The following is a 25978-nucleotide window of genomic DNA, read 5'->3' on the forward strand; positions in this document are numbered from 1 at the left end:
TTTAAATTCTCTTTCTTTACGATGTCAACTTCGGCTGACCGCCAACGGTATAGTCTGAATGCTGCATGTTATAGGGAATACCTAACCCCTCAAAACACGCCCCTACTGCCGAAGCACGCTGCTTGAAACAGGATTCTATTTCGCCAGCAGTTGCACCCGAAAAACTTGGTAAGACTGAAATGACAGTTGCCCCGAGATTATTTGTTGTTACAGGTACATTGCTTTGCCCAAGACTTGTTCCTTTGGGCGCGCCACCGAATGGTGTGGATGTTGTAATATTTTTGGTTAAATATACTTGTGAGAGCACTGCAGAACGCCCCATTGCGAATTGATTGGCTTTACAAAAGCCATCAACACCAATCTTGGTCGTTAATCCATCCGCTGTAATCGCGCTAGCTTTAGATAATTTAAAAAAAGAATTTTCCGATGCACGATAACAAAATACCAATTCATCATTAGCGTTTGCTGAAGAGTTGAAATAAGCAAACATGCCATCTAATGCCAACTGCCTTGCCACTTGATCGGGGTTCTCGATATTAAATAAAGCAGAGTCAGAATTCCCCATCAATAAAGCATTCACCTGACTATTAGTTGCAATTTTCAGTCCTAAAATTCCAGATTTCACAGCAATTGTGCCCAGTAATGTCACAAGCACCAATACAATCAAAACCGTAATAAGCGTTGCACCTTGTTGTTGTTTCATTGTGATGCCCCCAATGTATTCCGAATTGCTACAACCTGATTCACGGCTTGACGTAAATATTTTTTATTAATGATGTCTTTTCCAAAGCTACCATCCAAAGCTACATTCGCACCTGCAAGATTAAAAGTAGTTTGGGTATTTAAACTTGCATCAGCTCCAATCGTCCCTGTCGAACGAGATAAAATACCAACTTCCATTGACGTTACTTGTAGATAATTTTTTGCACAGGTATCTTCAACAATTGGTGTCGCACATGCATTACGAATGCCATCCATTTCATCGATGTACTCATCGATAGTCATATAACGGAATTGACCAGAAGGATTTTTCACTCCTAAACGTATTTTAAATGCATCTACGCGCTGCATCATTTGCTGAGCATTATTGGAACCATGGACACCTAAGCCAGAAATTACGGTTGCCGCACTTTTAGGATATGAACCAGCATCACAATATAATGAGTAAACCGTTGGTTCACCTGTAATTTGCTGTGGACTAGCAGCCAAATAATAACGCTGCATAATTACCAAATTTGAAGCAGGTACAGCAGCACTTCCTACTGTTGCTCCCTCACAGTTAATAATGCTTTCGGTTTCAGGGCTATATTGAATAGTTAAACGGTCACTTTTACCTGTAGTATTATCAGTATCTAGGACTTACGCAGTATTATTTATAGATTCTCTGTGGTAGCAGATGATTTTTATCGAGAATAAAGTCATCAATGAAGTTTTTGATCATTGGTCTAAATAATTTCTTCTGCCAACGATATACATTTTCAAAGATCCGCTCAAACTGGTTCTTTTGTATCTCGACGTAGGCCATCAAGGCTGAAAAAATATGATTCAAAATCAGTTTAGATCGTCTTACTTGAAACTTTTCAATATGACAAACCTGTTTAATCACCCGGTGATATTGTTCTATTTTCCAATGACTTGAATGTAATTCATGAAAACTCTCAAAGGACAATAAATCATCTTCATCTTGATGCACAATATAAAACCTCTGCTGTTCTTTTAACTGAGTCTTAAATAATTGTACAAAGCCAAAATCTTTGAGCCAGACCACTTGACCCTGATGGAAATTTGGCAATAAACGCAGTTGAAACCATTGTCCTTTTTCTGGGGAAACCTTACGGTTACAGTCGATACCAAACATAAATCGAATACCATATTTTCTTATGGTTTTTAGATTTCCAGTCGATGAATACCAACTATCACCTGTAATAAATTGAATCTTTGCACCCCAACTGAGTACTTCACTTAACATATCCATAAAGTAATCATTCTTGGTTTTACTTTCAGATTTGTCATAAATTCGGAAATTAATTGGAATATTTTGACCATTTTGATCTGTCGCATACAAGGTAATGAGATTAATACCCTTGACGGATCGGTGGTGTTTGCCTGACCAAAAATAGCTAACTAAGTCCATATGCTGACTATACGGTTTATCTAAAACAGTATCATCAATACTGACTATAAGTTTATTATTATCAATATGTTGAATTGCTTCTTGATATAGGTCGTGAGGTGTGTAGTCTTCACGCTCTAGAAAGCGATTTACACTATCATGCGAGATGTTATAAGTCTCGGCAAGTTGTGTGCAGCTAATAGAGTTCGGTTCTGTCATGAGAAAGCCCATATAAATGGGTAGAGTACAAGTTGCTGTAGAAGCATTTTTAATTCGTCTGATCACAGATACTTTATAAAGTATTTTAATACTTTTTTGAATCCGTCAATGCGTAAGTCCTAGTATCTTTGTCTTGTAAACTGACCAATTCAGTTTCCAAATTGGTGATTGTTTGTAATGCTGCAGGCAAATTTTCCTTTTTAAAAATAATCCCTGAACCATTTACAATATTATTTATTTTTTGTGCAGATACAGTATTCAAATTGGTATGACGCAAATCATGTGCGACCAAAGATAAACCAAAATTAGCATTTTGTTGTAATTCGCTCATTCCTGACTGTAATCCCAAAGAACGCGAACTACTTAAAAATACAGCCAAACCCGCTGCAACGATAAGCAAACCTAAAGTTAAAGCAACCATTAATTCAATCAGAGTAAAGCCCGAGGTATAGTGCTTATGAGCCATAGTTATATACTTCCATAATGATACATTTGGCATTTGGGACATAAGCAGTGCCATTGGTACAGTTTGGACTTCCCGTACCATTTGTTGCCGTTGTACCCTCCCAGGCAACATAGATGCATTTGCGAACCAGAGTAGAACCCTGGCAATTTAGGACATTTATACTCATGCCCAAATTAGTTGCTCTTGTTTTCACTTGTCTAAAATCGTAGTTCGCCATTTTTGTAGAATCACAAAAACTTGTCGCACAGTTATCAGCTTCATTATTGTCAACATAACCGACCAACCCACTCCGATTCACACGCATCCTTTCTGCTAAATCTCTAGCAATATTAGAAGCTTGAACATTCATTCCAGCCTCTGCACTAGCCCCCATAGCCCTTATTTGCAATGCTACAAAACCTAACACAGCAATGCTTAAAAGCACCAGTGCAACCAGCACCTCTACGAGCCCAACCCCTTTTTGAGTATTTTTCATTTGTAATTATTCCTTATTCTCAGGTTGGGCAACTTGTTGCCACTTTGTTATAAACTACCGTTCCACCTTTTTGCACATAGACATACGCTTTCAAAGCTGCATCATGATTATGTTTAAATACAAAACACTGACCATTGGTTGTTATTTTGGATTGCCCTAAACGATTGAAAGTGACGCTGGCATCACCACTGTCTTTCGTCACATGATTTGGTACCCACCTTTTATAGAATGTTGAAACACTGTTATCCACGGCCAAAACCCGTTCACCTTGTTTAAAAATTGCCTCAGACCTTGTTTCTGCCAACAAATCTACAAAATCACGTGTATCTCTTATCAGTTGGTTTTTTCGAATTGTTTGGGTAAAAGAAGGCACAGCCATCGTTGCAATAATTGCGAGTATGGCTATCGTTATCATTAACTCAATTAAAGTGAATCCTTTATTTTTATTCATACTTTCCCCAAGGCAACAAAAATTCACCTTAGAAAAAATAATATCGGACTAAATTACAAAACTTACACAAATAAAGATAAAAGGCATAAAAAAGCAGATGACTGTTACATGCCAGTCATCTGCTTTTTTTTTAAAAGAGAAATAGATTGTTATCTATTTCGCACTTTAGGCTTGAGTTACAGGAATACGTAACTCTTTCGGCAAACTAAAGGTAATGTTCTCTTCACGCCCTGCCAGTTCTTCTGGTGCTTTGGCGCCCCAGTCCTGTAAACGCTGAATCACTTGTTTGATTAAAATCTCGGGCGCCGATGCACCAGCAGTTACCCCAATTTTGGTACTTTCATCAAACCAGGCCTGATCAAGCTGATCGGCATTATCCACCAAATAAGCATGTTTCCCCATACGCTCCGCCAACTCACGCAAACGGTTTGAATTTGATGAATTAGGAGATCCGACGACCAAAACCACATCACATTGAGTTGCCAAATCACGTACTGCATCTTGACGGTTTTGCGTGGCATAACAGATATCATCCTTACGCGGTCCCTGAATATGAGGGAATTTTGTACGTAAAGCATCAATGACTTTGGCAGTATCGTCAATTGACAATGTGGTCTGAGTGACAAAAGCCACTTTTTCAGGATGCTGTATTTTTAAAGCAGCTACATCCTGCTCATCTTCCACCAAATAAATGTCGCCACCATTTTTTTTGTCATATTGCCCCATGGTGCCTTCCACTTCCGGATGACCTTCATGACCAATTAAAATAGCTTCCGTCCCCTCACGCGCATATTTGGTCACTTCTATATGCACCTTGGTGACAAGCGGACAGGTGGCATCAAAGACTTTTAACCCGCGACGCTCCGCCTCAATTTGTACTGCTTTCGACACACCATGTGCACTAAAGATCACAATATTGTCATCGGGAACTTCATCCAGTTCATCAACAAAAATTGCACCGCGCTGACGTAAATCATCCACCACAAATTTATTATGCACCACTTCATGACGCACATAAATAGGCGGATTAAAGCATTCCAGTGCCCGGTTGACGATCGCAATTGCTCGGTCGACACCTGCACAAAAACCACGTGGATTGGCCAATACAATTTCCATAAGATCCTCAATGTTCACCCGAAGTTGAGCGGAATAATTTGAAATAAATGCAAACAAACTACGATCAGCTATTTAGTTTGACCTTAGTCTGCTCTAAAATAGAGAAGATATTTTATCATATCAGGAAAAATATCATGTCGGGTCTCTTGTTTGTCGTTTCTGCTGCATCTGGAACAGGCAAAACATCCCTCGTTAAAGCCCTTCTCGACCGTGTGACCAATCTGCACGTTTCTGTCTCTCACACCACGCGTGGCCAACGTCCCGGTGAGCTTGACGGTATCCATTATCATTTTTCAACAAAAGAAGATTTTATTGCCTTGGTTGAGCAAGGCGGTTTTATTGAATATGCAGAAGTGTTTGGCAATTATTACGGTACGGCTCAAGCGACTGTAAAACAGCAGCTGGCCAAAGGACATGATGTTTTACTTGAAATTGACTGGCAAGGTGCAGATCAAGTCCGCAAACTTTTTCCTGAATCCAAACAAATTTTTATTTTACCGCCGAGCCAGTTTGATTTGCGCCAGCGTCTATCTAACCGTGGCACTGACTCCGTTGAAGTAATTGAGCGTCGCTTGGGCTGTGCAGTTGAAGATATGCAGCAGTATACAAACTTTGATTATGTCATTATTAATGATGACTTTAATAAGGCACTGCATGATCTTGAATGTGTGATTATTGCCAATCGTTTAGTGATTTCACAGCAGGCAACCCGTCATCAGGAATTGATTGAAAAATTAATTACTCCTGTTGAACCGTGATTAAAACTTGAGTCTGCAGGCAAAGCATTTTATACTGCCGAGTCTGTTCAAATTTAATATTCAAACGAGAATTCTTATGGCACGCGTAACCGTTGAAGATTGTTTAGACCATGTAGACAACCGCTTTGAGCTTGTACTAGTGGCAAGCAAACGCGCGCGTCAATTGGCACGTCAAGGCATTGAACCAACTGTAGAGTGGGATAACGACAAACCAACTGTGGTTGCTTTACGTGAAATTGCAGTAGGTCATGTTTCTAAAGATATCCTGAAACAACGTGATCAAGACTATCAAACCTCTAGCCTTGACCTTGCACTGTCTGCAAACAATTTGAATTTAGATGGCTTTTCTTTCCAATAAGAAAAAATATCGTAAAAAAGCCTAGTTTTAACTAGGCTTTTTTTTATTGCACAACTTTAATATTGGCTGAATAACCGTTATAACATAAGATTAAAGATAACTGATTTAGGATTTATCTTTTTGCTTTTTTAGACGAAAAAATTGACAAGTCATGCAATATGCTTTTCATTAGAGCTCTAGCGATTTAAATTGTAAAAACTGAAGTAGTAAAGGTGTTATATGCCAGGCCCACAGGTCAGCCAAGCCAAACAACAGCTCAAAATTATTATCGATGCTTACTTAAGTGCAAGTGATGTCGAGCGCGTGCTTGTGGCCTGCGATTATGCCGATATTGCCCATGACGGCATCACCCGTAAAAGTGGCGAACCCTATATCCTGCATCCAATTGCAGTCAGCAGCATTCTTTCGCATATGCGTCTAGATGCGGAAACCCTGATGGCTGCCTTGCTACATGACGTGATTGAAGATACCGATTTCAACAAAGAAGATATTACTGAAAAATTTGGCCGCACGGTGGCCGAGCTGGTTGATGGCGTGACCAAACTCAGTCATTCCAGCGATAAAGAATATAATAAAGCTGCATCTTTCCGTAAAATTCTGCAAGCTACTCTACAAGACCCGCGTGTCATTATTATCAAACTGGCTGACCGTTATCACAACATGACCACTTTAGGTTCGTTGCGCCCCGATAAACGGGCACGTATTGCCCAGGAAACCTTTGATATTTTTGTGCCGATGGCGCGTATCGTCGGCATGAACGAGATGGCCGACAACCTGGAACATCTGTGCTATCAAAATCTTGACCTGGATATGTTTAACAATGTTCAGGATGCCCTGCTACAAACCAAACCGAAACGCTGTGAATATCAGAGTATCTGGGAAAAAAACCTGACTGAACTGCTGCAACAGCACCAGATTACTGGCCGTATTAAAAAGAAAAATAACAATATTGAATTGCTGCGCCACTTCGTCAAAAACGATATTGACCTGCAAGAGCTCACCCACAGCCATGCTTTTGAGATTATCCTGCAAAGTATTGCCGACTGTGACCGCCTAGCAGAAATTCTGCGCGAAAATTTCCAGATTCTACATTATGAAGATCATATCCGCCGTCCATTGCCAGGTGGCAACCAGTCTTTAATGATGCGCTTAAAAGGCGAGAAAACCACGCTCTCTCTGACTATTCAGACCGAGCTGATGCGTAAGGCTGCCCGTTTTGGCGTGGTCCTGGGTGAAAATGCACCGCAGGCCTGCCGCTCAGCCATTCAGGCGTCTATGCAGAACCTGAATGTACTGGTGGATGGTGAATGTGCCAAAACCACTTTTAGTGATCTGTTGGATTATCTGCATCAGGAAAAAATCTGGGTGTATACCCCGCATGGCCATTTGCACGAACTTCCACAAGGGGCTACAGCCGTCGATTTTGCTTATTCAGCCAGCCTGTTTTTAGGCAACCATGCTGTCGGAGCAAAAATAAACGGCGAAACCCGTCCCCTTTCCACACCACTGGTCAGTGGGCAAGTGATCGAGATTATTACCGACGTCCTGGCAACTCCAAATCCGGACTGGCTCAGCTTCATCAATACCCAAAAAGCGCGTCGTGCCATCCAGAATATTTTGCGTGATCAGGATATTGAAGAACAGCAACTGGTCGGCCAGCAAGCCCTGAACCGTGCGCTGAAACTGTTTAATCGCTCCATCAAAGATTTAACCGAAGCAGACTGGATCGATATATTGCAATGGCGACATATCGAATCTAAGGAACACTTATTTGAACAGATTGCCGTGGGCGACCTGTTACCGCAATTAGTGGCCAACCACCTGTTTGCACAAGGACAAAGCCTGGATAACCAGTCTTCTACCCGTCTTATTCAAGGCACTGAAGGCGTAGATGTCAAATACGCCCATTGTTGCAATCCAGTGCTTGGTGATCCAATTCAGGGACATCTCTCACGTCGTGGCTTGATTGTACATCGTGCGCGTTGTCATAACCTGTTGCATGAACAGCATCTGCATCCAGAAAATATTATGCCCTTGCACTGGACATCTGAAGATTTCGATGACATCAGTTTCACTGCCTATTTAAGCATTGATATGCTGATGAATGATGAACAGATTTCTGACCTGATTTATCAGTGCCGGAAAGAAAAAACCGGTGTAGAAATGGTTCATGCCCATGAAGGCAAAACCTATGTGCATATTGTGGTGCATAACCGCAAGCAAATTGCCCAGATTATTCGGGATTTACGTATGCACTTTGGTTTTCCACGCATTACCCGTTTAGCCCAGCCCATTAACATTGCTGAAGCATCCAAAGCCAGTTAGTTCAAACATAAGTCACTCTTATTGAATAATTTAGGCTATGATGCATAGAGATGATATAAGGAGAAATCGATGTCCCGCCAAGTAATCCATACTGAAAATGCACCTGCAGCCATTGGTACATATTCTCAAGCGATTTTAGTTGAAAATACCCTGTACCTTTCAGGCCAAATTGGTTTAGATCCTTACAGTATGGAGTTGGTTGAAGGCATTGAGGCACAAATTCGCCGTGTATTTGATAACTTGAAAGCCGTTTGTGAAGCAGCCGGTGGCTCATTGGCAGATATCGCCAAACTGAATATCTTCCTGACCGATCTTTCCCACTTCCAGCTGGTCAACCAGATTATGGGTGAATATTTTGCCCAGCCTTACCCTGCACGTGCAGCATTAGGTGTCGCCAGCTTGCCTAAAGGGGCTTTGGTTGAAATGGATGGTATTGTAATTATTAATCAATAATTTATAAAATTCATTAAATACCCACGTTTCAAAACTCATTTCCAAATGATTAATTCATCTTGAGCGGAAATCCGAGCAGCACTCGGATTTCCGCTCAGGTGCTATTTTTTTATTCAAAAACTCAATCAAAATAAATGATATTTCAAATGAATTTCATTGACAAACGATAATAATTATCAATAATATCACTTATCCCATTTCACTTTTATGTGGCCAGTTCAAATGTACGTATGCTTATGTCGTGGTATTACCGATCAAGATATTAAAGATGCTGTTGCAAATGGTGCGGAAAGCTATCGTGAAATTCGTGACCTGCTTGATTTAGGTACCTGTTGTGGCCGTTGCGCCCCTGAAGCACGCGCCATTATTAGCGAAGAACTTTCAGAAATTGCAGCCCGCATCTCTGTGGCAGCTTAAAACCCGATTATTTCAATGAGAAACAGAATGATCAAAAGATCATTTTCTCCTCTCCCGCTTATGACTCTAGGCGGGTTTTTTATACATGCCCGTGTAGCATAGCGCCTATTATCGTTCTTGATTGCGATTTTCATTTGCTGTTCAATAAACTACTCGCCATTGTTTTGCTTGTTGTTTAAGATATTTGCAATAATCATTTTTTTGATTGCCTGACCCCTTGTGAAGGCAAAAAATTGTTGATGGAGAACTTACAATGAAAGGCAATCGTGACGTCATTAATCAGTTAAATCAGGTGCTTTATCACCAGTTGACTGCCATTAACCAGTATTTCCTGCACTCACGCATGTTTAACGATTGGGGAATTGAGAAGCTGGGTTCGGCAGAATACAAAGAATCGATTCAGCAAATGAAAGATGCAGATAAAATTATTGAACGCATCCTATTTCTTGAAGGCCTGCCTAACTTACAGAATTTAGGCAAGTTGTACATCGGTCAGCATACTGTTGAAGTACTGAATTGCGATGTACGTAAAGTCAACGAAAATATTGAAGCCCTGCAAAAAGCGGTCAGCTTGGCCGAGCAGGAAATGGATTATGTCACCCGTGATCTTGTTCAGGAAATTCTAGAAGAAGAAGAGGAATATCTGGATTGGGCCACCACCCAGCTTGATCTGGTCGAGAAAGTCGGTATCGAAAACTACATTCAAAGCCAAATTTAAGTTTAAAAACAGCCAGTCGATTGACTGGCTGTTTGAGTTGGTCCATTCACTTTTTAAAATTTTACTTTTTGGCCGCAGGCTGGGCCAATGACGCATAGTCCCAATCGACTTTACGTAATTTTTTCAACAACCAGAGCTGATGTCTGGCTTCCTGTTCATAGCCATTGAAAGCCAGTATTTTGGCATACTTGAGCAGATCATAGGAGGTCGGATAATTAAGCACCATCTCCCTAATTTCTTCAAGTTGCTGTGCACTCACCTTGCTATAGGGATTCATACGAATCCAGTCTATACGCCGGTTAAATTCTTCCAGCAAGTAAACCTGATCCTGATTGGTGATCTTTTCCGGTACTTTTTCATAGCGTAGCGTTTGGTTGAGTTTAGGAACCATCACTGAATAATCCCGAACGATCAGAATCAGCAACAAGAAAAATAAACCGTAAGCAACCCGCATATAATTGGGTGAAAGGGTCACAACTTTGGTATCTGCCTGTTGTGACTGAACCAGACCAATAATAAAACCGACCGGGAGCAGGAAATAGGCATAGTACTGCGGGAATTCCAGCATGGCGTGAATCAATACTGCACCCACCATTAAAATTCCGATTACAGATTCAACAGAATTGACGCGCTTATTTAGCTGATAACCCCAATAGCCAAAATAAGCCAGAAACGGCAAGCCTATAATTACGCCATTCCACAAAATAAAATCGAGAATAAAATTATGTGCGCTACGAATCCACACCGGTCCCTGGAAATGATCACTGACCAGGGTATATGCAACACTGGTTTGGTTCCAGCCATAACCAAACCATGGACGATCCATAATGGCATGCAGCATTTGATTCCAGATGGCTAAACGCGACATATCCCCTGTAGCGCGTCTTGCCACATCGACAGCTTTAATCTGTATATCCAATAATTGGGTTAAATAGCTCCCAATGACAGGCAATACCAGGACTAATCCTATAAAGACACCCAACCATGCCGCCAGAGAATACCATTTAATATGGATATAACCTTTAAATTGCTGATAAGCCAAATAAACCAGAATAAAGACACAAGCCACCCATGAGGTTCTGGATTGGCTTAATGCCACGCTCACCAACATAATGAATGCCGCTGGAACCAGCCATTTGGTCTGAACTTTTTTGGTTTCATATAAATATAAACAGGCCAAAAGGGACATAAGCAAAAAAGTAGCCATATTATTTGGCTGGGCAAAATTGGCATAGGGACGAACAGCACGTGGCATATCCACCATCCCGGGGATATAAGCATCCAGGGTGAGCCACTGACAAATGGCAATCACACCTGTCGCTGTTCCCGCCATGAGAAACACATAGCTGAGTCCGGTAAAAATGTTTGCCCGGTCTGCTTTCTCGCTCGACAAGTTATAGCCAACCACCACGCTCAGCCAGAACCCTAGGACAAATAAGCTACATATCAAGGCTTTATCAAAGAAAAAGAGCTCACCTGCCCCATACTGAACCAGCGGGATAGTCGCGAGAAATAATAGCAGCAGACTGATCACTGGCAATTTAATTTTGTCTTTTAAATAAATGGCAGCCAAAGTAAATAGCGATAAAAAAGCAAACAGTTCACCTGTGTAGGTAACCCAAGGGCGGTAATGGATAGGCAGAAGCCAAGCCAGTGAGATAAAGACACTGGCTAAGAGAAGAAGGAGGAATTTCATGCTGTGATACAGTTATAGTACTGTGCAATATGATAATTCAAAAGGCTATCGTTTGTTGAAATTTTAAATTATTTCTATCAACATAAAAAATAACATTAATAATATAAAAACTATCAATATTATATTTAAAAATATAATAAAAAAATATTTCATAGAAATTAAATCAAAAGTTATTTCAGTCTTTTCTTACAAAACCAGCATCATTATCATCTAATAATTTTTCATATGAAATATTTATTCCATACATAATCTTAAGTATTTTTAGTTGTCTAATTGCTTCATTTTCATAGTTATTAAAAGCTAACAATTGTGCAGATTTATGCAAATCATAAGGTTTTAGATATGACTTAACCATATATTGAGAATATATTAATTCATTATGATCAACTGTCATTCTTGGATAAAGTGCCACCCATCTAGCTCTAGTATTAAAATTATCAAAAAAATAGATCTCTTGCGAAAGTCATTATTGAAAATTTATCCGGTTTACCAGTGCAGCGATTAAGTTAATGCGTAAACCGAATCTTTTCCGTCTATTTCGATAGCGTTCACTTAATATTCTAAATGTCTTCAATTGACTATTGATGTGTTCGATCACAACTCGTATTTTTCCAATCATTTTATTGTACTTTTTCTCAACATCAAATAAGGGTATATTCTTCTTTTTCTTTATTGGCATCAATAATTTAAAGCCATCTTGCTCTAATCCGTAGTACCCTAAATCGGTCATAACATATTCACAATGTTTGAATTTCTTAACCGTTTTTCTTGCCAGTTTAATGTCATGCTGACTGCCATTCGATATATCTAGCCCTATGATTTGTTTGCTCTTCGGATGATAGATCACTTGTGCTTTTAGCGTATGTTTCTTCTTTTTACCACTGTAGAACTTACTCTGATTTTTTTTTCGGGCGTTCTATTGAACATTCTGTCGCATCGATAATGACCCAGTTAAAGTGTTCGTCTGCTGTGGTAATGCTTCGTTTTGGCAGAGTAAAACATCTTGATTTCATCAATGCATCTTCAACCTTTTTAATGGTTCGATTCACATTACTTTCAGCGATATGGTAGTGTGCCGCCAATTCCAGTTGAGTACTGTAGTTGCGTAAGTAATTGAGCGTTAATAACAACTGATCCTCTATAGCTAAAGTATGAGGACGACCTGATTTCTTTTTGAGTGATTCTGCTTTTTCTAAAACCTCTACCATTTCGGTAAAAACTGGTCGAGGTACGCCAACCAAGCGTTTAAATTCAGAATCTGAAAAACGGTTTAAGTTCTGATATCTCATGAAACTTAGATTGAGGTGGTTTTTACTTTCGCAAGAGATCTAATATAAATTATAGGGTAAATCTACAGACTTTCTAATATTTCCCATAGCATGTAGTCGTGCTGCAAATAAATTATCCTCTACTTTTACGTATTCTTTAAATAAATAAATAGCACTCGCAGAACTCATTATAAAAGTAAAAACGACAAACCATCTATTAATAACAATATTATTATTTTTAATATTTATTAAAGTACCCAAAAGCAATCCAAATGGTAAAAGAAAATAAGAATAATATAGAGGGTATTCTAACAAACTATGTATAGAAAAAGCTGAAATTGTTAAAAAAGCAAAAGCCCCATTAACATCTGAAATATTAATTAGCAATTTAAAATAAAAATAAATTAAAAATATACTAATAATTAAACCTAAAGGTAATCCACACCATATTAAAATATCAAACATTAAATTATGTGCACTTGTAGTCCACTCCACACCTTGAAGGCTATCAATCACTTCAAATTGTGCTGCTGTAGTTTGATTCCAACCATAACCAAACCACGGTTTCTCCATTAAAGCGTAATACATTTGATTCCATATATCTAAACGGCCAAATCCTGAAGCTACTCTTTCATGGCTGTTACTAGATATTGCAACATTGAAACGGTTGCTCGACATTTGAATATTTAAATTTTTATTTAAAAATGTTTTCGATATATAAAGACTTAAACTACACATCAAAAAATAGAAAATTAGAAAAAATAAGTTTTTCACCCTCAGTCGAGTACAATTATTTTTTAAAAAATATATAACAAATATTACTACAAATATAGTAATTAACCACGCAGTTCTAGATTGAGTTAATAATATTGAAAAAATTAGAAAGACACTCACTACAATAGCATAATTTCTTTTTATTTTATATTTTTCAAATAAGAACCAACTAGAAAAGAGACCTGCATATAAAATAGTTGCTAAATGATTTGGTTGTGCCATGTTTGCATAGGGTCTATCGCCCACATAATTCATTATGAAGAGCGATCCTTGAGATAAGCCTAACCATTGACCTAATGCAAAAAAGCTTGAAACACAACCACTTAACAAAAAGAAATAAGCTAAAAAAATATGTAAATCAAAATATTTTTTATTACTAGGATAATTTAATGATAGATTAAACCCAACAATTAAAGTTAACCAAAAATAAAATAAATATACAGAAGATAATATAGCATTTGAATAAAAGAAAATTTGACCAAAACAATATTGTATCAAAGGAATAACTGAAATAAATAAAAATGGTAATGATATTTTAGGAACAATAATTTTTTCTTTAAATAAAAAAGGAAGCAATAAGAAAATACCAATAAACATGGAAAATTCAGAAAAAAAACTCGACCAAGGTGGAGTATGGATAGGATTTAAAACTGATAAACAAAAAAATAAAAATGAAATTATTAATAAAGGATTGTATAACATTTTTCACTCAATTATTTCAATCAAACTCTTCTTTCACATCATTGTTATGGAGTTTTCTAACACACCATTTCTATAATTGTTCGTTAGGCTGAAAATAATCCTTGTATTAAGGAATTTGATATTTAACTCAAACTAATAAAAAAACCAAGTCACTTTTACAAGCAACTTGGTTTTCCAATCATACTAAATTATGAACGGCAATTTGCTGGAACATATTTATTTTTGTTTGTAGCATCATCTACTGTGCAAACCCAAGTGATTTGATTAGCTGGAACTGTACCCGCTGTAAGATTAGAACCTCCTTCAGACCCATCTTTTGGAGTTAGTGTTAACTTAACACTTTTTGCTTTAGGAGTGTATTGAATTACAATTGCGCCAGTAGTTTCGTTAGGTGTAATAGATGTTACATTCTCAGTTGAAGCAGTGGTTGGGACACCCAATATTAAACTAGAAGCACCTGCAGCAGCATTTTCAGCAATGACTGTTTTATAAGACGACGCAAGGTTTAAACCTTCAGTCACTTTAGAACGAACGATATAATCTTGATAAGCTGGAATCGCAATTGCAGCCAAAATACCGATAATCGCGACTACGATCATTAATTCAATAAGAGTAAAACCCTTTTGTGCATTCATAACATTCTCCACAAATGTTTTGTTAATTTTTTCTCTGTACACGACAAATTTCATAGGATCCTTGTCCTATCAGGCTTTTTCTTTCTTAAAATTGCTAGCACTTTCTTAAATTCTTCTTTTTTTCCAAAACCAATCAAACGTAGAATAGCCATTTGAACATAGTCCAAACCGTAGCGAAATAAACTTACTGAAAGTCGTCCATGCTTCTTTATTTTTATCGCTTTTTTCCGATCATGTTGCCATTCACCTGTTAAATAGCACCAACAGAAACCGATAGCTAGCACTGCTATCAATTTCTTGACTCGTCTAGGGTCTGTTAAACGAGTATTTTCAAGATTGAATCCACGTCCTTTGAGACAACTAAATAACGTTTCGATTTCCCAGCGTAATGCATAATCACGAATAGCAGAAGCATTAAACATAGGAGAAACAACAAGTAAAAGCTCTCCATCTTCTAATCGTAGCGCACTAATATACAGTTTCACTCGACCAACCCAAATACGTCGTTTACGACATTCAGTTTGACCAACTTGAAGATGACGAAATAAATCACTAATTTTATGATTCTTGGCTAAGTGATTGGTCACAATAAAGTTTTTTTAACACGTATACAGAAGTTAATGTCATTTTCAATTAACCATGTAAACCATTTCTCACCGATAAATTCTCTGTCTGCAAACACATTCACAATACGATCTTTACCAAAAATGGAGATAAAGCGTTGAATCAAAGCAATACGCTCTTTTGTATCTGAATTTCCACGTTTATTGAGCAATGTCCAAACAATAGGTATCGCTATTCCACGATAGACGATGGCTAACATCAAGATATTGATATCTCGTTTTCCCCATTTCCAATTAGTTCTATCCAAAGTTAATTGGACTTTATCGAATGAAAATATATTGAAAATTAACTGAGAAATTTGACGATAATCGAAATACTGATCTGCAAAGAAGCGTTGTATACGTCGATAAAATGATTGTGGTAAGCACTTGATGGGTAAGGCTTTAGATGCAGAAGAAAGATTACATGTCTGTTTTACAATTAATGCAAGCATAATCAGTGTAAAACATTTTGCATGTGACTTGTTCCACTTTAGATATTTGTTTAAGATGAGATGTAACTCATTGAAATGTGTCATCATATTCGTCGTCAGAAAACAAGTATTATGCCATTATTTCAATGAGTTATCTTTTTTTGTCGTGTACAAAGTAATTTTTTATAAGCTTTGTAAGCTAATTTATAGTTAGCACTAATTGTGCCAAGACTGATTATAATAAAATTAACAGAAAAAACAGCACTTTGTGAAAATAAAATTGTTACAACGTAGTTTTAATGTTTTTTTTAGTAAAAAAGTGACACTTTGTGTCACTAATCCACCTATTTTCTAGCCCAAAATAATGGGATTATTCCCCAATTCATTATTTTGCTCTTGAATAGATTGAGCATAAAATTGATTAAGCACTTCACCGATATTCATCACCCCTGTTATGACAGCCAACTTAAACTGTTCCTGAGCCAACTGAGCAATCATATTTTTACAGATTTCATCCCAGATTATTTGTTGAGTGGCGGTTTTTAGCCCCCGATCAATTACAATTTCAACTTTTCTTTCACATAAATTGATGTAAAGAAGTACACCACTATTATATTCCGTATCCCACACCCCAAGTTCAGCAAACAACTGACGAGCACGCATGCGGGTATTTTGAAAATAAGCCTGATTTACAGGAAGATGACCTTCTATCACGACCTGGATTTCGCCCACATGATCATGCTCAGCCTCAGCGACCGCCTGAGCGATCGCTGCCTGATCCTGTTTGGAAAAGTAGCGTTTGGTTGCAGGCATATATAAAAAATGCTTTAACCAGCGCTTAAAACTGGGTTGATTTACTTCTTCTGTTTTAGGTTGGGTGACAATCTCTGTCGTATCTGTTGTTGTTACCATGATCCTGATGCTCCTCCTCCACCAAAGCCGCCACCGCCGCCACTAAACCCACCGCCACCGAAACCGCCTCCTCCTCTGCCCCCTCCACGACCGGCAGATGAAAGTACAAGCTGAAAAATGGTTTGTGCAATTGCAGTGATGAGTAAAAAGAAGATACCTACTCCAATCAATAAACTGGTAATTAAGCCAGCCCCATTGACCAGTCCAGCCACCGTACCTGCGACAGCTGCTGTAGAAGCACTTAAAGGTTTACCGACAATAAATGAACCAATAATCCCTGCAATTAAAATAAATAAGGCGGTACTCAAGGTTTTCTGTTTTGCTTGCTGTTCATGCAAGGCTTTTTCTTGCCGTTCTTTCAACTCCTGGGCTGCATTTGCTGCAACTTCAGGGTCCATATTTAAGATCCGTTCAATCTCTGCAAGTCCAGCATCAATGCCTTGGGCATATTGGGCCTGTTTAAAATAAGGGGTGATTTGATTACGAATAATTTGGCTTACTACAATATCAGGCAGCACGCCTTCCAGACCATAGCCAGTTAAAATCTGGATACGCTGGTCATTCACCGCAATCGCCATGAGCAGACCATTATCCTGTTTTGCAGAGCCAAGTTGCCATTTTTCAGCCACCCGCATGGCAAAATCAAAAATATCTTCCTGACCTGTGGTCGGGACAATCACTACACCAATTTGCGCCTTACCCTGTTCATGCAGCTTGAAAATCCGTTGGCTGATCTCCTGCTTTTCACCCGCACTAAGTAAATTGGCCTGATCCACAACCGGCTCATTTAAAGTCGGCAGTCCACGGATAGACTCGCCTTCTGCCATATCATTGGCAATTTGCGGCTGTTTTACTTCTGGCTGTGCTGACGGCTGTTGCTGGGTTTGTTGTTGCTCCTGAATGATCTTCCCTGCAATGACGGCATCTTCATTCTCCGTGGCTGCTGCCTCTGCACTTAAAGCGAATGAACTGGACAATATTGCACACCACAAAACCAGCAGTTGCAAAACAATCGCAAGAGAGCTTTTCTTTTCTGGAGCAGACATAAGCGCATCCTTTTCTATATAGCCACTCGATTAATCAAATGTCACCTTCGGCGCTGTTTGTGCACCCTGTTCAGCACTGAAATTCGGTTTTGGATTCATGCCAATCACTTTAGCCGTCATGACTTGCGGGAACTGGCGTGAATAGGCATTGAAGTCTTGAACTGAGGCAATATAACGGTTACGTGCCACTGCAATGCGGTTTTCAGTCCCTTCCAACTGTACTTGTAAATCACGGAACTGCTCATTCGCCTTCAAGTCCGGATAATTTTCAGATACCGCAATTAAACGCGACAATGCACTAGTCATCTGTGCCTGTGCTTCCTGATATTTCTGGAATAAAGCCGGATCTTCCAGCACTTGTTTATCCACTTTTAGCCCTGCAACATTGGCACGTGCCTGAGTGACTTCTGTTAAGACCTGTTCTTCATGTTTGGCATAACCTTTTACCACATTCACCAGATTGGGTACCAAATCTGCACGACGTTGATACTGGTTCTGCACTTCAGCCCAGGAAGCCGTTACCGCCTCATCCTTCACCTGTAAAGTATTATAGCCACAGCCGGTTAAGCTTAGCGTGCTTGCCAGCACCACTGTCACTGCGGTTTTTCTGATAAAATTCATTGTGCTATTCCTCTATTATTTATTTGTATTTGTTTAAATATTTTTATTGTAAACATATTTGGCTGTAGTTTTGTTTAATTTATTTATTCAAGATAAATTTCAATTTTTCTTGAATAAAATAAAAAAAGCCCGATCATGCGTCGGGCTGAATCAGGCATCATTTCAATCAGCTATAAGCACCTGTTGATCGCTCCTTTTGAAATTCCGGATGGAGATATTCAGTCGCCAATCGCTGCTTCCACATATTGACGATCTCGCTATAGTCAATTTCAGAAGGATGAAAATCGGCTTTAAAATAGGATAGATATTCAGGCAATAACTGGACAAACATTTTCCCGATTAAATAAATTCCCAAAAAATTACCCGTGACTTTAGGCAAACTTTTCTTCTTATCCTGCCAAAACAACCGCGTGGCCGAATAGAAAGTCAAGCTGGCAAAGCCTGTGGTCACACTGCGCATAATCATACGTCGCACTTTATCATCGCCATACACATGCTGATAAACATCAAAGGCGACAGCACGATGTTCAATTTCTTCAATGGCATGCCAGACCCAGAGTTTGACGGTATTTTCATCTGAACTTGCCAGAATTTCAGGATGTCGCAAAATATATCCGCCCAGCAAAGCGGTAAAATGCTCAAAGGCACAGGTAATTGCCAGCTGGATTTTAGGATGCATCCCTTTGATATAACTATCTTTACGTGTAAGCCAAGCCTGAAAACGATCCAGATTATAATCATCCCGACGCCAGGCATCATTAAACGCTGTATGCGCTTTGGAATGCATGGCCTCCTGTCCAATAAAGGCAGCGATTTGGGCTTGAAGTTTTTCATCTTTTACGCGATCGCGGACATTACGCACGCTATGCACAAAAAACTGCTCCCCGATGGGAAATGTAGAAGATAACGCTGTCAGCAAATGTGACATGATGGGAGAATTGGCAAAATAATACCTGCGAATGGCTTGCGGATTAAATTGCGGTTTACACACTGTAATCCCGACAGCCTTTGGACGATTTTGATATGATTTTTCTGCCGTCACTTGAGTCATCTGAATATCTCTTCGCTGAAATACAGACACTCAGTATGTGCAGGAATTGCTGCTTCATATATGGCATAAATGCTTGGCTCATTTGCAAAATCAGCCATTTTTCCAGCTCATTTACCCTTAAAATCCTTTATTTATCAGCAAGTACACAAAACTTATCATTTCAGGCAATACGTCATGACAATAAAAAACCCACCTAAGCGGGTTTTTTATCAATGTTTAATGAGAGATTAAACATCCAGATAATCAAGGATACCTTCAGCCGCCTGACGACCTTCCCAGATTGCAGTCACCACCAGGTCAGAACCACGCACCATATCGCCACCGGCAAATATTTTCGGATTTGAAGTCTGGAATTTAAACTCTTGCTGTTCCGGTGCAACCACACGGCCTGAACCATCCAGGTTAATTTTCACATCATTAAACCAATCAGCAGGGCTGGTACGGAAACCGAATGCTAGAAGAACTGCGTCAGCAGGCAAGATTTCTTCAGAACCCGGCACAGGTTCAGGGCTACGACGACCACGGCTATCAGGCTCACCCAATTGTGTAGTCACAAATTTCACGCCTGTCACTTTGCCGTTTTCACCGACAATTTCGATTGGCTGACGGTTAAACTGGAATTCCACACCTTCTTCGCGTGCATTTTTCACTTCACGGCGAGAACCCGGCATGTTTTCTTCATCACGGCGGTAAGCACAAATCACTGATTCAGCACCTTGACGGATAGAAGTACGGTTACAGTCCATCGCTGTATCACCACCACCAAGTACAATCACTTTTTGGCCTTCAACGCTGATGTACTCGCTTGGATCTTTTTCCCAGCCTTGGCAACGGTTAACGTTGGCAATCAGGAAATCCAGTGCATCATAGACACCATCCAGATCTTCACCGGCAAAACCGCCTTTCATATACGTGTATGTCCCCATACCCATAAACACGGCATCGTAGTCTGCAAGCAGCTGATCAATCGTAACATCAGTACCAATTTCAGTATTGAGACGGAATTCAACGCCCATGCCTGTGAAAATTTCACGGCGACGTTTCATCACGTCTTTTTCCATCTTGAACTCTGGAATACCGAACGTCAGCAAACCGCCAATTTCAGGACGTTTGTCGAATACCACCGGTTTAACACCGTTACGTACCAGAATGTCCGCACAGCCCAGACCCGCAGGGCCCGCACCGATGATGGCCACTTTTTTGTCTGTCCACTTCACGTGTGACATATCTGGACGCCAGCCCAGAGCAAAAGCAGTATCGTTAATGTATTTTTCTGCATTACCAATGGTCACTGCACCAAAACCGTCGTTCAAGGTACAAGCCCCTTCACACAAACGGTCTTGCGGACAAACACGACCACACACTTCAGGCAGTGTATTGGTTTGATGGCACAATTCAGCTGCCTGGAAAATACGACCTTCAGCAATTAACTTTAACCAGTTTGGAATGTAGTTATGTACTGGACATTTCCATTCACAATAAGGGTTACCACAACCTAAACAGCGATGCGTCTGGTTGGCCGCAATTTCCGCTGTAAACGGTTTATAAATTTCCACAAACTCTGCTTTGCGGACAGTTAGATCTTTTTTCTCTGGCTCTTGGCGTGGGACATCCAGGAATTGAAAGTCATTGTTTAGGCGCTCTGCCATGTCTCTCTCCGTGGGTAGGTGTAGCCGGTTTTATTAGCTGCTACACCTGCCTATATATCTGCAAGTAGTGGAATTATTGTGGATCAGCTTTGGTTGTTTTCAAAAGCGTTTGCAAATTAGCAGCTTTTGGTTTTACAAGCCAGAATTTACGGCTGTAATAATCAAACTCATTGCGGATCTTGTACGCCCAAGCACTACCTGTCTCAGCAATATGTTCATCCAGAATGCGAAGCAAGAATTCTTGATGTTCTTCCATCACCTCTGTAGAAATACGGTTGAGTTCAATTAACTCATGGTTGTAATGGTCAACGAAGTCGTTATCCAAATCAAGTACATAAGCAAAACCACCGGTCATACCTGCACCGAAGTTGTGACCCACTTTACCCAGTACAGTCACAATACCGCCAGTCATATATTCACAGCAGTGGTCGCCAGCACCTTCGATCACAGCAAACGCACCTGAGTTACGTACTGCGAAACGTTCACCCGCTGTACCTGCAGCAAACAGTTTACCGCCAGTCGCGCCATATAAGCAGGTGTTACCAATGATCGCTGTTTCCTGAGTCTGGAACGGTGAACCTTTAGGTGGGAAGATGGACACGCGACCGCCCGCCATACCTTTACCCACATAATCGTTGGCATCACCTTCAAGTTTAATATGTAAACCGCCAGCATTCCATACACCTAAAGACTGACCCGCAGTACCGGTCAGATTGACTTTAACAGGATGCGCTTCCATGCTGAGGTTGCCATAGCGGCGTGCAATTTCACCAGAGATACGCGCACCGATTGAACGGTCACAGTTACCAATCGTGAAGCTATATTCACCGCTGACACCTGCTTCAATCGCTGGCAACATTTCTGCCACCATCTTCTCAGCCAGAACACCTTTGTCAAATGGTGCATTGCCTTGAACCTGGCAATATTGCGCCTTGCCTTCCGCTGCAGGATGGGATTCAAGCAATGCACTTAAGTCCAGATGAGCATGTTTTTCAGTTTCACCCGGCAACATTTCCAGTAAGTCAGTACGGCCAATCAAGTCTTTCAAGCTTGCAACACCTAGCGCTGCCAGCCATTCACGGGTTTCTTCCGCAATGAAGTGGAAGAAGTTGATCAACATTTCAGGCTCACCAATGTAGTGTTCCTGACGTAAATGATCCTGCTGAGTTGCCACACCGGTCGCACAGTTATTCAGGTGACAGATACGCAGGTATTTACAACCAAGCGCGATCATTGGCGTTGAACCGAAGCCGAAGCTTTCCGCACCGAGAATCGCTGCTTTCACCACATCCAGACCTGTTTTCAAACCACCATCGGTTTGTACACGGACTTTGCCACGCAGATCATTCACACGGAGTGCTTGATGTGCCTCGCTTAGACCCAATTCCCATGGCGAACCGGCATGGTGAATTGAAGATAATGGAGAAGCTGCTGTACCGCCGTCATAGCCGGAAATGGTAATGAAATCGGCATAAGCTTTTGCAACACCGGCAGCAATGGTTCCTACACCCGGTTCAGATACCAGTTTCACAGACACCATCGCTTGAGGGTTGACCTGTTTCAAGTCAAAGATCAACTGTGACAAATCTTCAATCGAGTAGATGTCATGGTGCGGTGGAGGTGAAATCAGGGTTACACCCGGTACAGAGTAACGTAAACGTGCAATCAAGCCATTCACTTTACCACCCGGTAACTGACCGCCTTCACCCGGTTTTGCACCTTGCGCCACTTTAATTTGCAAGACTTCTGCAGAAGTCAGATAAGCAGGTGTTACACCAAAACGGCCTGAAGCAATCTGTTTGATTTTCGAGTTACGGATGGTGCCATAACGCGCTGGATCTTCACCGCCCTCACCAGAGTTGGAACGACCACCAATGGTATTCATGGCAATCGCAATCGCTTCGTGCGCTTCAGGAGACAAGGCACCTAAAGACATCCCAGCAGAGTCGAAACGCGGCAGAATATCTTCTACAGATTCCACTTGATCCAGTGGAATTGAATTATCAGTTTTAAGTTTCAACAAGTCACGAATGGTTGCAACCGGACGGTTGTTCACCAATTCAGCATATTCTTTAAAATCAGCATATTCACCTGAACGAACCGATTTATGCAAAGCATTGATCACATCCGGGTTAAAGGCATGATATTCCTTATCGAATACGAATTTCAGCATGCCACCCTGATCGATTGGCTCACGCGATTTCCACGCAGTATCAGCCAGTTTTTTCAGGTCATTTTCAAGGTCAGCAAAGGTTGCACCCTTAATACGGCTTGGTACACCTGTGAAGCATTTATTAACCACTTCTTCAGATAGACCAACGGCTTCAAATAACTGACCACCACGGTAAGAGGCAACAGTCGAAATACCCATTTTAGACAGGACTTTCAACAATCCTTTCTCAATCCCTTTACGGAAGTTCGCCTGTGCATGAATCGGGTCACCCAACAATTCACCTTTGGCAATCAGGTCATTGATGACGTCATAAGCCAGGTAAGGGTAGATTGCAGTTGCACCAAAGCCCAAGATAACTGCAAATTGATGCGGATCACGCGCCAGACCGGTTTCAACGATAATATTGGCATCGGTACGCAGGCCGACATTGATCAGGTGGTGATGTACCGCACCTGTTGCCATGAGTGCATTGGCTGGTAAGAAACCTTGACGGATTTTCTTGTCTGAAAGCACCAATAAAGTTTTACCATCACGAATGGCTTGAGCAGCCTCTTCACAAATACGTGTGATGGCAGCTTCCAAACCTTCAGTTTCTGCATAGTTCAAATCGATATCAGCAATTTCATAACCTGGACGCCCAAGGGTACGAATTTGATGCATTTTGGAATTTGACAGCACAGGACTTGAGACAATCAGACGATCAGCATGCTCAGGGCTTTGCTCGAATACATTTTGTTCACGACCAAAACAGGTCTCCAGCGACATCACAATCGATTCACGCAGTGGATCGATTGGTGGGTTGGTCACCTGCGCAAATTGCTGACGGAAGTAATCTGATACATGGCGCACCTGGCGAGATAACACCGCCATTGGCGTATCATCACCCATTGAACCCACAGCTTCCTGACCGCTTTCTGCGATTGGACGAAGCAACTGGTCACGCTCTTCAAAAGTCACCAGGAACATTTTTTGTGAAGCTTTTAGCTCGTCGCCTTTTAAACCTTGATCACATAAATATTCTTCAAGTTCTGGACTACCTTGTACACGCACAGAATTTTCACGCAACCATTCACGGTAAGGACGCATTTTTTTCAAATGATTGCTGACATCTTTGGTGTCCAGCATTTTGCCAGTGAAGGTATCAATCACCAGAATCTGGCCCGGTCCTACACGACCTTTAGAAATCACATCTTCAGGTTCATAGCCCCACACACCAATTTCTGATGCAAGAGTAATGTAACCATTTTTAGTAATGACCCAACGTGCCGGACGTAAACCATTACGATCCAGCATACAGATAGCATGACGACCATCCTGGATAACTAAGCCAGCAGGACCATCCCAAGCTTCCATATGCTTAGAGTTGAATTCATAGAATGCACGCAGGTCAGCATCTAAAGTTTCAACATTTTGCCAAGCTGGTGGAACCAGCATACGCAATGCACGGAACAAGTCCATGCCACCACCGACAAGAATCTCAAGCATGTTATCCAGACTTGAAGAGTCTGAACCGGTACGGTTCACAATCGGATTAAGATCGGTTAAACCTGGCAATAATGGGTTTTCGAATTTTGGTGTACGTGCCATAGCCCAGTTACGGTTTGCGGTAATGGTGTTGATTTCGCCATTATGCGCAAGATAACGGAACGGCTGTGCCAGAGGCCAACGCGGTAATGTGTTGGTCGAGAAACGTTGATGGAACACCACAATATGAGATTCCAGGCGTTCATCTGCTAAATCAGTGTAAAAATCAGCAATCGCTTCAGGCATCATCAAGCCTTTATAGCTAATCACTGTAGAACACAAAGTCGTTACGTAGAATGATGGATCATTGCTTAACTGCTGTTCTGCACGACGGCGTGCCAAGAACAATTTGCGGTTAAACTCAACCTCAGTCACACCCATCGGGCAATTGACAATAATCTGTTCGAATGCAGGTAAAGACTGCATTGCAATTTCACCAAGCGCATCATTATTGGTTGGGATAACACGCCAGGCTAAAACTGTAAGGCCTTCAGATTCAATCTCTTTAGCCAGTACTTGTTTAGAATGTGCAGCAATCGCCGGATCTAGATTTAAAAATACCGTACCGACAGCAAAAATTTCACTTAGAGTGATATCACTGAGTTTTTTGGCTTCTTCACGGAAGAATTTTTTCGGCATTGCCAAAAGCAGGCCACAACCATCCCCTGTCTTACCATCTGCGGCAATACCACCACGGTGGGTCATGCAGCTAAGGCTGTGCATAGCGGTTTTAACGAGATCATGGCTTGCATCACCCTGCATATGGGCGATTAAACCGAAACCACAGTTATCTTTAAACTCATCCGGTTGGTATAAACCTTGAGCGGGAGCTACAGTATTAGGCGATGGCATGTGCATAGCGTACCCTTCTTTCAACATGGCCCATAAAGCGGGCATCTAACAATCAAATAACTTCTTTGCGATTTAGTCCAATTCACTCACATCAAGATCAATGTTGAGCAAAACTTCTTCATCCTGTCTAAGATAGTCTGATTTTGATCTTTGTACATGGATGAATTGCA

General features: G+C 40.7%; 24 protein-coding genes and 2 pseudogenes. 7 read left to right on the forward strand and 19 right to left on the reverse strand.

The features are described from left to right. Positions 1-16: 16 nt before the first annotated feature. The 7 genes and pseudogenes from JFY49_RS14275 to ispH all read right to left on the reverse strand — a co-directional run bounded on the left by JFY49_RS14275 (position 17) and on the right by ispH (position 4840). Positions 17-703 carry a pilus assembly protein PilX gene (locus tag JFY49_RS14275; protein WP_166168626.1) on the reverse strand — a complete coding sequence of 229 codons (687 nt, stop codon included), beginning with the start codon at positions 701-703 and terminating at the stop codon, positions 17-19. Further along, positions 700-1353, reverse strand: a pseudogene (locus JFY49_RS14280) (PilW family protein); the annotation flags it as partial. The pseudogene JFY49_RS14280 and the gene JFY49_RS14275, both read right to left, overlap by 4 nt. 16 nt (positions 1354-1369) lie before the next feature. Then, a complete protein-coding gene (locus tag JFY49_RS14285; protein WP_200223267.1) occupies positions 1370-2398 on the reverse strand; it encodes a transposase in 1029 nt (342 codons plus the stop codon). A gap of 55 nt (positions 2399-2453) precedes the next feature. Next, positions 2454-2798: pseudogene (locus tag JFY49_RS14290) on the reverse strand (PilW family protein); the annotation flags it as partial. Beyond that, on the reverse strand, positions 2788-3273 hold the full coding sequence (gene pilV, locus JFY49_RS14295; RefSeq protein WP_200223268.1) for a type IV pilus modification protein PilV: 486 nt from the start codon (positions 3271-3273) through the stop codon (positions 2788-2790). The pseudogene JFY49_RS14290 and the gene pilV, both read right to left, overlap by 11 nt. Before the next feature lie 19 nt (positions 3274-3292). Further along, on the reverse strand, positions 3293-3724 hold the full coding sequence (locus tag JFY49_RS14300; RefSeq protein ID WP_166168623.1) for a Tfp pilus assembly protein FimT/FimU: 432 nt from the start codon (positions 3722-3724) through the stop codon (positions 3293-3295). 165 nt (positions 3725-3889) lie between these two features. Further along, positions 3890-4840: a 4-hydroxy-3-methylbut-2-enyl diphosphate reductase gene (gene ispH, locus JFY49_RS14305; RefSeq protein ID WP_200223269.1), complete on the reverse strand. Its 951-nt coding sequence runs from the start codon at positions 4838-4840 to the stop codon at positions 3890-3892. Positions 4841-4974: 134 nt separating this feature from the next. Between ispH and gmk the strand changes: the two genes are divergently transcribed. The 6 genes from gmk (at position 4975) to bfr (ending at position 9869) form a co-directional block, all read left to right on the forward strand. Continuing rightward, positions 4975-5598: a guanylate kinase gene (gene gmk, locus JFY49_RS14310; RefSeq protein ID WP_086197186.1), complete on the forward strand. Its 624-nt coding sequence runs from the start codon at positions 4975-4977 to the stop codon at positions 5596-5598. Positions 5599-5674: 76 nt separating this feature from the next. Beyond that, positions 5675-5956, forward strand: coding sequence for a DNA-directed RNA polymerase subunit omega (gene rpoZ / locus JFY49_RS14315; protein ID WP_004896248.1), 282 nt, complete (start codon positions 5675-5677; stop codon positions 5954-5956). Positions 5957-6175: 219 nt separating this feature from the next. After that, on the forward strand, positions 6176-8281 hold the full coding sequence (locus tag JFY49_RS14320) for a RelA/SpoT family protein (RefSeq protein ID WP_200223270.1): 2106 nt from the start codon (positions 6176-6178) through the stop codon (positions 8279-8281). Between the two features lie 69 nt (positions 8282-8350). Further along, positions 8351-8734 carry a RidA family protein gene (locus tag JFY49_RS14325; RefSeq protein WP_092820181.1) on the forward strand — a complete coding sequence of 128 codons (384 nt, stop codon included), beginning with the start codon at positions 8351-8353 and terminating at the stop codon, positions 8732-8734. Between the two features lie 222 nt (positions 8735-8956). After that, complete coding sequence (locus JFY49_RS14330; RefSeq protein WP_086174534.1) at positions 8957-9151, forward strand: bacterioferritin-associated ferredoxin; 195 nt, start codon at positions 8957-8959, stop codon at positions 9149-9151. Positions 9152-9404: 253 nt separating this feature from the next. Continuing rightward, positions 9405-9869: a heteropolymeric bacterioferritin subunit Bfr gene (bfr, locus tag JFY49_RS14335; RefSeq protein WP_092820182.1), complete on the forward strand. Its 465-nt coding sequence runs from the start codon at positions 9405-9407 to the stop codon at positions 9867-9869. 61 nt (positions 9870-9930) lie between these two features. Here bfr and JFY49_RS14340 read toward each other — a convergent pair whose 3' ends face one another. From JFY49_RS14340 to JFY49_RS14355, 4 genes are all read right to left on the reverse strand, one after another. Continuing rightward, a complete protein-coding gene (locus JFY49_RS14340) occupies positions 9931-11565 on the reverse strand; it encodes a PglL family O-oligosaccharyltransferase (protein WP_200223271.1) in 1635 nt (544 codons plus the stop codon). 175 nt (positions 11566-11740) lie between these two features. Then, on the reverse strand, positions 11741-11959 hold the full coding sequence (locus JFY49_RS14345) for a hypothetical protein (protein WP_227609476.1): 219 nt from the start codon (positions 11957-11959) through the stop codon (positions 11741-11743). Between the two features lie 72 nt (positions 11960-12031). Next, a protein-coding gene (locus JFY49_RS14350; protein ID WP_107010335.1) for an IS5 family transposase occupies positions 12032-12854 on the reverse strand; the annotation gives its coding sequence in 2 pieces (ribosomal slippage) (positions 12032-12472 and positions 12474-12854; 822 coding nt in all). Between the two features lie 39 nt (positions 12855-12893). After that, positions 12894-14204 (reverse strand): O-antigen ligase family protein, encoded by a 1311-nt coding sequence (locus tag JFY49_RS14355; RefSeq protein ID WP_200223274.1) that lies wholly within the window; start codon positions 14202-14204, stop codon positions 12894-12896. On the opposite strand from JFY49_RS14355, the gene JFY49_RS14360 reads away from it, so the two are divergent. Continuing rightward, positions 14203-14385 (forward strand): hypothetical protein, encoded by a 183-nt coding sequence (locus JFY49_RS14360; protein WP_200223275.1) that lies wholly within the window; start codon positions 14203-14205, stop codon positions 14383-14385. The genes JFY49_RS14355 and JFY49_RS14360 overlap by 2 nt on opposite strands. A gap of 112 nt (positions 14386-14497) precedes the next feature. Here the strand turns inward: JFY49_RS14360 and JFY49_RS14365 are convergent, their stop codons facing one another. The 8 genes from JFY49_RS14365 to gltB form a co-directional block, all read right to left on the reverse strand. Next, positions 14498-14944 carry a pilin gene (locus JFY49_RS14365; RefSeq protein ID WP_200223276.1) on the reverse strand — a complete coding sequence of 149 codons (447 nt, stop codon included), beginning with the start codon at positions 14942-14944 and terminating at the stop codon, positions 14498-14500. A 50-nt stretch (positions 14945-14994) separates the two neighbouring features. After that, a protein-coding gene (locus JFY49_RS14370; RefSeq protein ID WP_107010211.1) for an IS4-like element ISAba33 family transposase occupies positions 14995-16085 on the reverse strand; the annotation gives its coding sequence in 2 pieces (ribosomal slippage) (positions 14995-15545 and positions 15545-16085; 1092 coding nt in all). 246 nt (positions 16086-16331) lie between these two features. After that, positions 16332-16892, reverse strand: a complete 561-nt coding sequence (locus tag JFY49_RS14375; RefSeq protein WP_200223277.1) for a TPM domain-containing protein — start codon at positions 16890-16892, stop codon at positions 16332-16334. Beyond that, a complete protein-coding gene (locus JFY49_RS14380; RefSeq protein WP_200223278.1) occupies positions 16886-17938 on the reverse strand; it encodes a TPM domain-containing protein in 1053 nt (350 codons plus the stop codon). Before JFY49_RS14380 ends, JFY49_RS14375 begins: the two co-directional genes overlap by 7 nt. Positions 17939-17968: 30 nt before the next feature. Next, positions 17969-18559: a LemA family protein gene (locus tag JFY49_RS14385; protein WP_200223279.1), complete on the reverse strand. Its 591-nt coding sequence runs from the start codon at positions 18557-18559 to the stop codon at positions 17969-17971. A gap of 166 nt (positions 18560-18725) precedes the next feature. Further along, positions 18726-19610, reverse strand: a complete 885-nt coding sequence (locus tag JFY49_RS14390) for a metal-dependent hydrolase (protein WP_200223280.1) — start codon at positions 19608-19610, stop codon at positions 18726-18728. 227 nt (positions 19611-19837) lie between these two features. Continuing rightward, the gene (locus JFY49_RS14395) at positions 19838-21259 is read right to left on the reverse strand and encodes an FAD-dependent oxidoreductase (RefSeq protein ID WP_200223281.1); all 1422 of its coding nucleotides are present in this window, start codon (positions 21257-21259) and stop codon (positions 19838-19840) included. Between the two features lie 73 nt (positions 21260-21332). After that, positions 21333-25808: a glutamate synthase large subunit gene (gltB, locus tag JFY49_RS14400; protein ID WP_200224883.1), complete on the reverse strand. Its 4476-nt coding sequence runs from the start codon at positions 25806-25808 to the stop codon at positions 21333-21335. Between the last annotated feature and the right edge of the window lie 170 nt (positions 25809-25978).

This window comes from Acinetobacter sp. CS-2 (assembly GCF_016599715.1).
Taxonomy (GTDB): Bacteria; Pseudomonadota; Gammaproteobacteria; order Pseudomonadales; family Moraxellaceae; genus Acinetobacter.

Bases quoted from the DNA above. Each gene is read 5' to 3' on its own strand.
- JFY49_RS14275 (WP_166168626.1), bottom strand. From the start codon at position 703: ATGAAACAACAACAAGGTGCAACGCTTATTACGGTTTTGATTGTATTG.
- pilV (WP_200223268.1), bottom strand. From the start codon at position 3,273: ATGAAAAATACTCAAAAAGGGGTTGGGCTCGTAGAGGTGCTGGTTGCA.
- JFY49_RS14300 (WP_166168623.1), bottom strand. From the start codon at position 3,724: ATGAATAAAAATAAAGGATTCACTTTAATTGAGTTAATGATAACGATA.
- ispH (WP_200223269.1), bottom strand. From the start codon at position 4,840: ATGGAAATTGTATTGGCCAATCCACGTGGTTTTTGTGCAGGTGTCGAC.
- gmk (WP_086197186.1), top strand. From the start codon at position 4,975: ATGTCGGGTCTCTTGTTTGTCGTTTCTGCTGCATCTGGAACAGGCAAA.
- rpoZ (WP_004896248.1), top strand. From the start codon at position 5,675: ATGGCACGCGTAACCGTTGAAGATTGTTTAGACCATGTAGACAACCGC.
- JFY49_RS14320 (WP_200223270.1), top strand. From the start codon at position 6,176: ATGCCAGGCCCACAGGTCAGCCAAGCCAAACAACAGCTCAAAATTATT.
- JFY49_RS14325 (WP_092820181.1), top strand. From the start codon at position 8,351: ATGTCCCGCCAAGTAATCCATACTGAAAATGCACCTGCAGCCATTGGT.
- JFY49_RS14330 (WP_086174534.1), top strand. From the start codon at position 8,957: ATGTACGTATGCTTATGTCGTGGTATTACCGATCAAGATATTAAAGAT.
- bfr (WP_092820182.1), top strand. From the start codon at position 9,405: ATGAAAGGCAATCGTGACGTCATTAATCAGTTAAATCAGGTGCTTTAT.
- JFY49_RS14340 (WP_200223271.1), bottom strand. From the start codon at position 11,565: ATGAAATTCCTCCTTCTTCTCTTAGCCAGTGTCTTTATCTCACTGGCT.
- JFY49_RS14345 (WP_227609476.1), bottom strand. From the start codon at position 11,959: ATGACAGTTGATCATAATGAATTAATATATTCTCAATATATGGTTAAG.
- JFY49_RS14360 (WP_200223275.1), top strand. From the start codon at position 14,203: ATGGAAAATTCAGAAAAAAAACTCGACCAAGGTGGAGTATGGATAGGA.
- JFY49_RS14355 (WP_200223274.1), bottom strand. From the start codon at position 14,204: ATGTTTATTGGTATTTTCTTATTGCTTCCTTTTTTATTTAAAGAAAAA.
- JFY49_RS14365 (WP_200223276.1), bottom strand. From the start codon at position 14,944: ATGAATGCACAAAAGGGTTTTACTCTTATTGAATTAATGATCGTAGTC.
- JFY49_RS14375 (WP_200223277.1), bottom strand. From the start codon at position 16,892: ATGGTAACAACAACAGATACGACAGAGATTGTCACCCAACCTAAAACA.
- JFY49_RS14380 (WP_200223278.1), bottom strand. From the start codon at position 17,938: ATGTCTGCTCCAGAAAAGAAAAGCTCTCTTGCGATTGTTTTGCAACTG.
- JFY49_RS14385 (WP_200223279.1), bottom strand. From the start codon at position 18,559: ATGAATTTTATCAGAAAAACCGCAGTGACAGTGGTGCTGGCAAGCACG.
- JFY49_RS14390 (WP_200223280.1), bottom strand. From the start codon at position 19,610: ATGACTCAAGTGACGGCAGAAAAATCATATCAAAATCGTCCAAAGGCT.
- JFY49_RS14395 (WP_200223281.1), bottom strand. From the start codon at position 21,259: ATGGCAGAGCGCCTAAACAATGACTTTCAATTCCTGGATGTCCCACGC.
- gltB (WP_200224883.1), bottom strand. From the start codon at position 25,808: ATGCCATCGCCTAATACTGTAGCTCCCGCTCAAGGTTTATACCAACCG.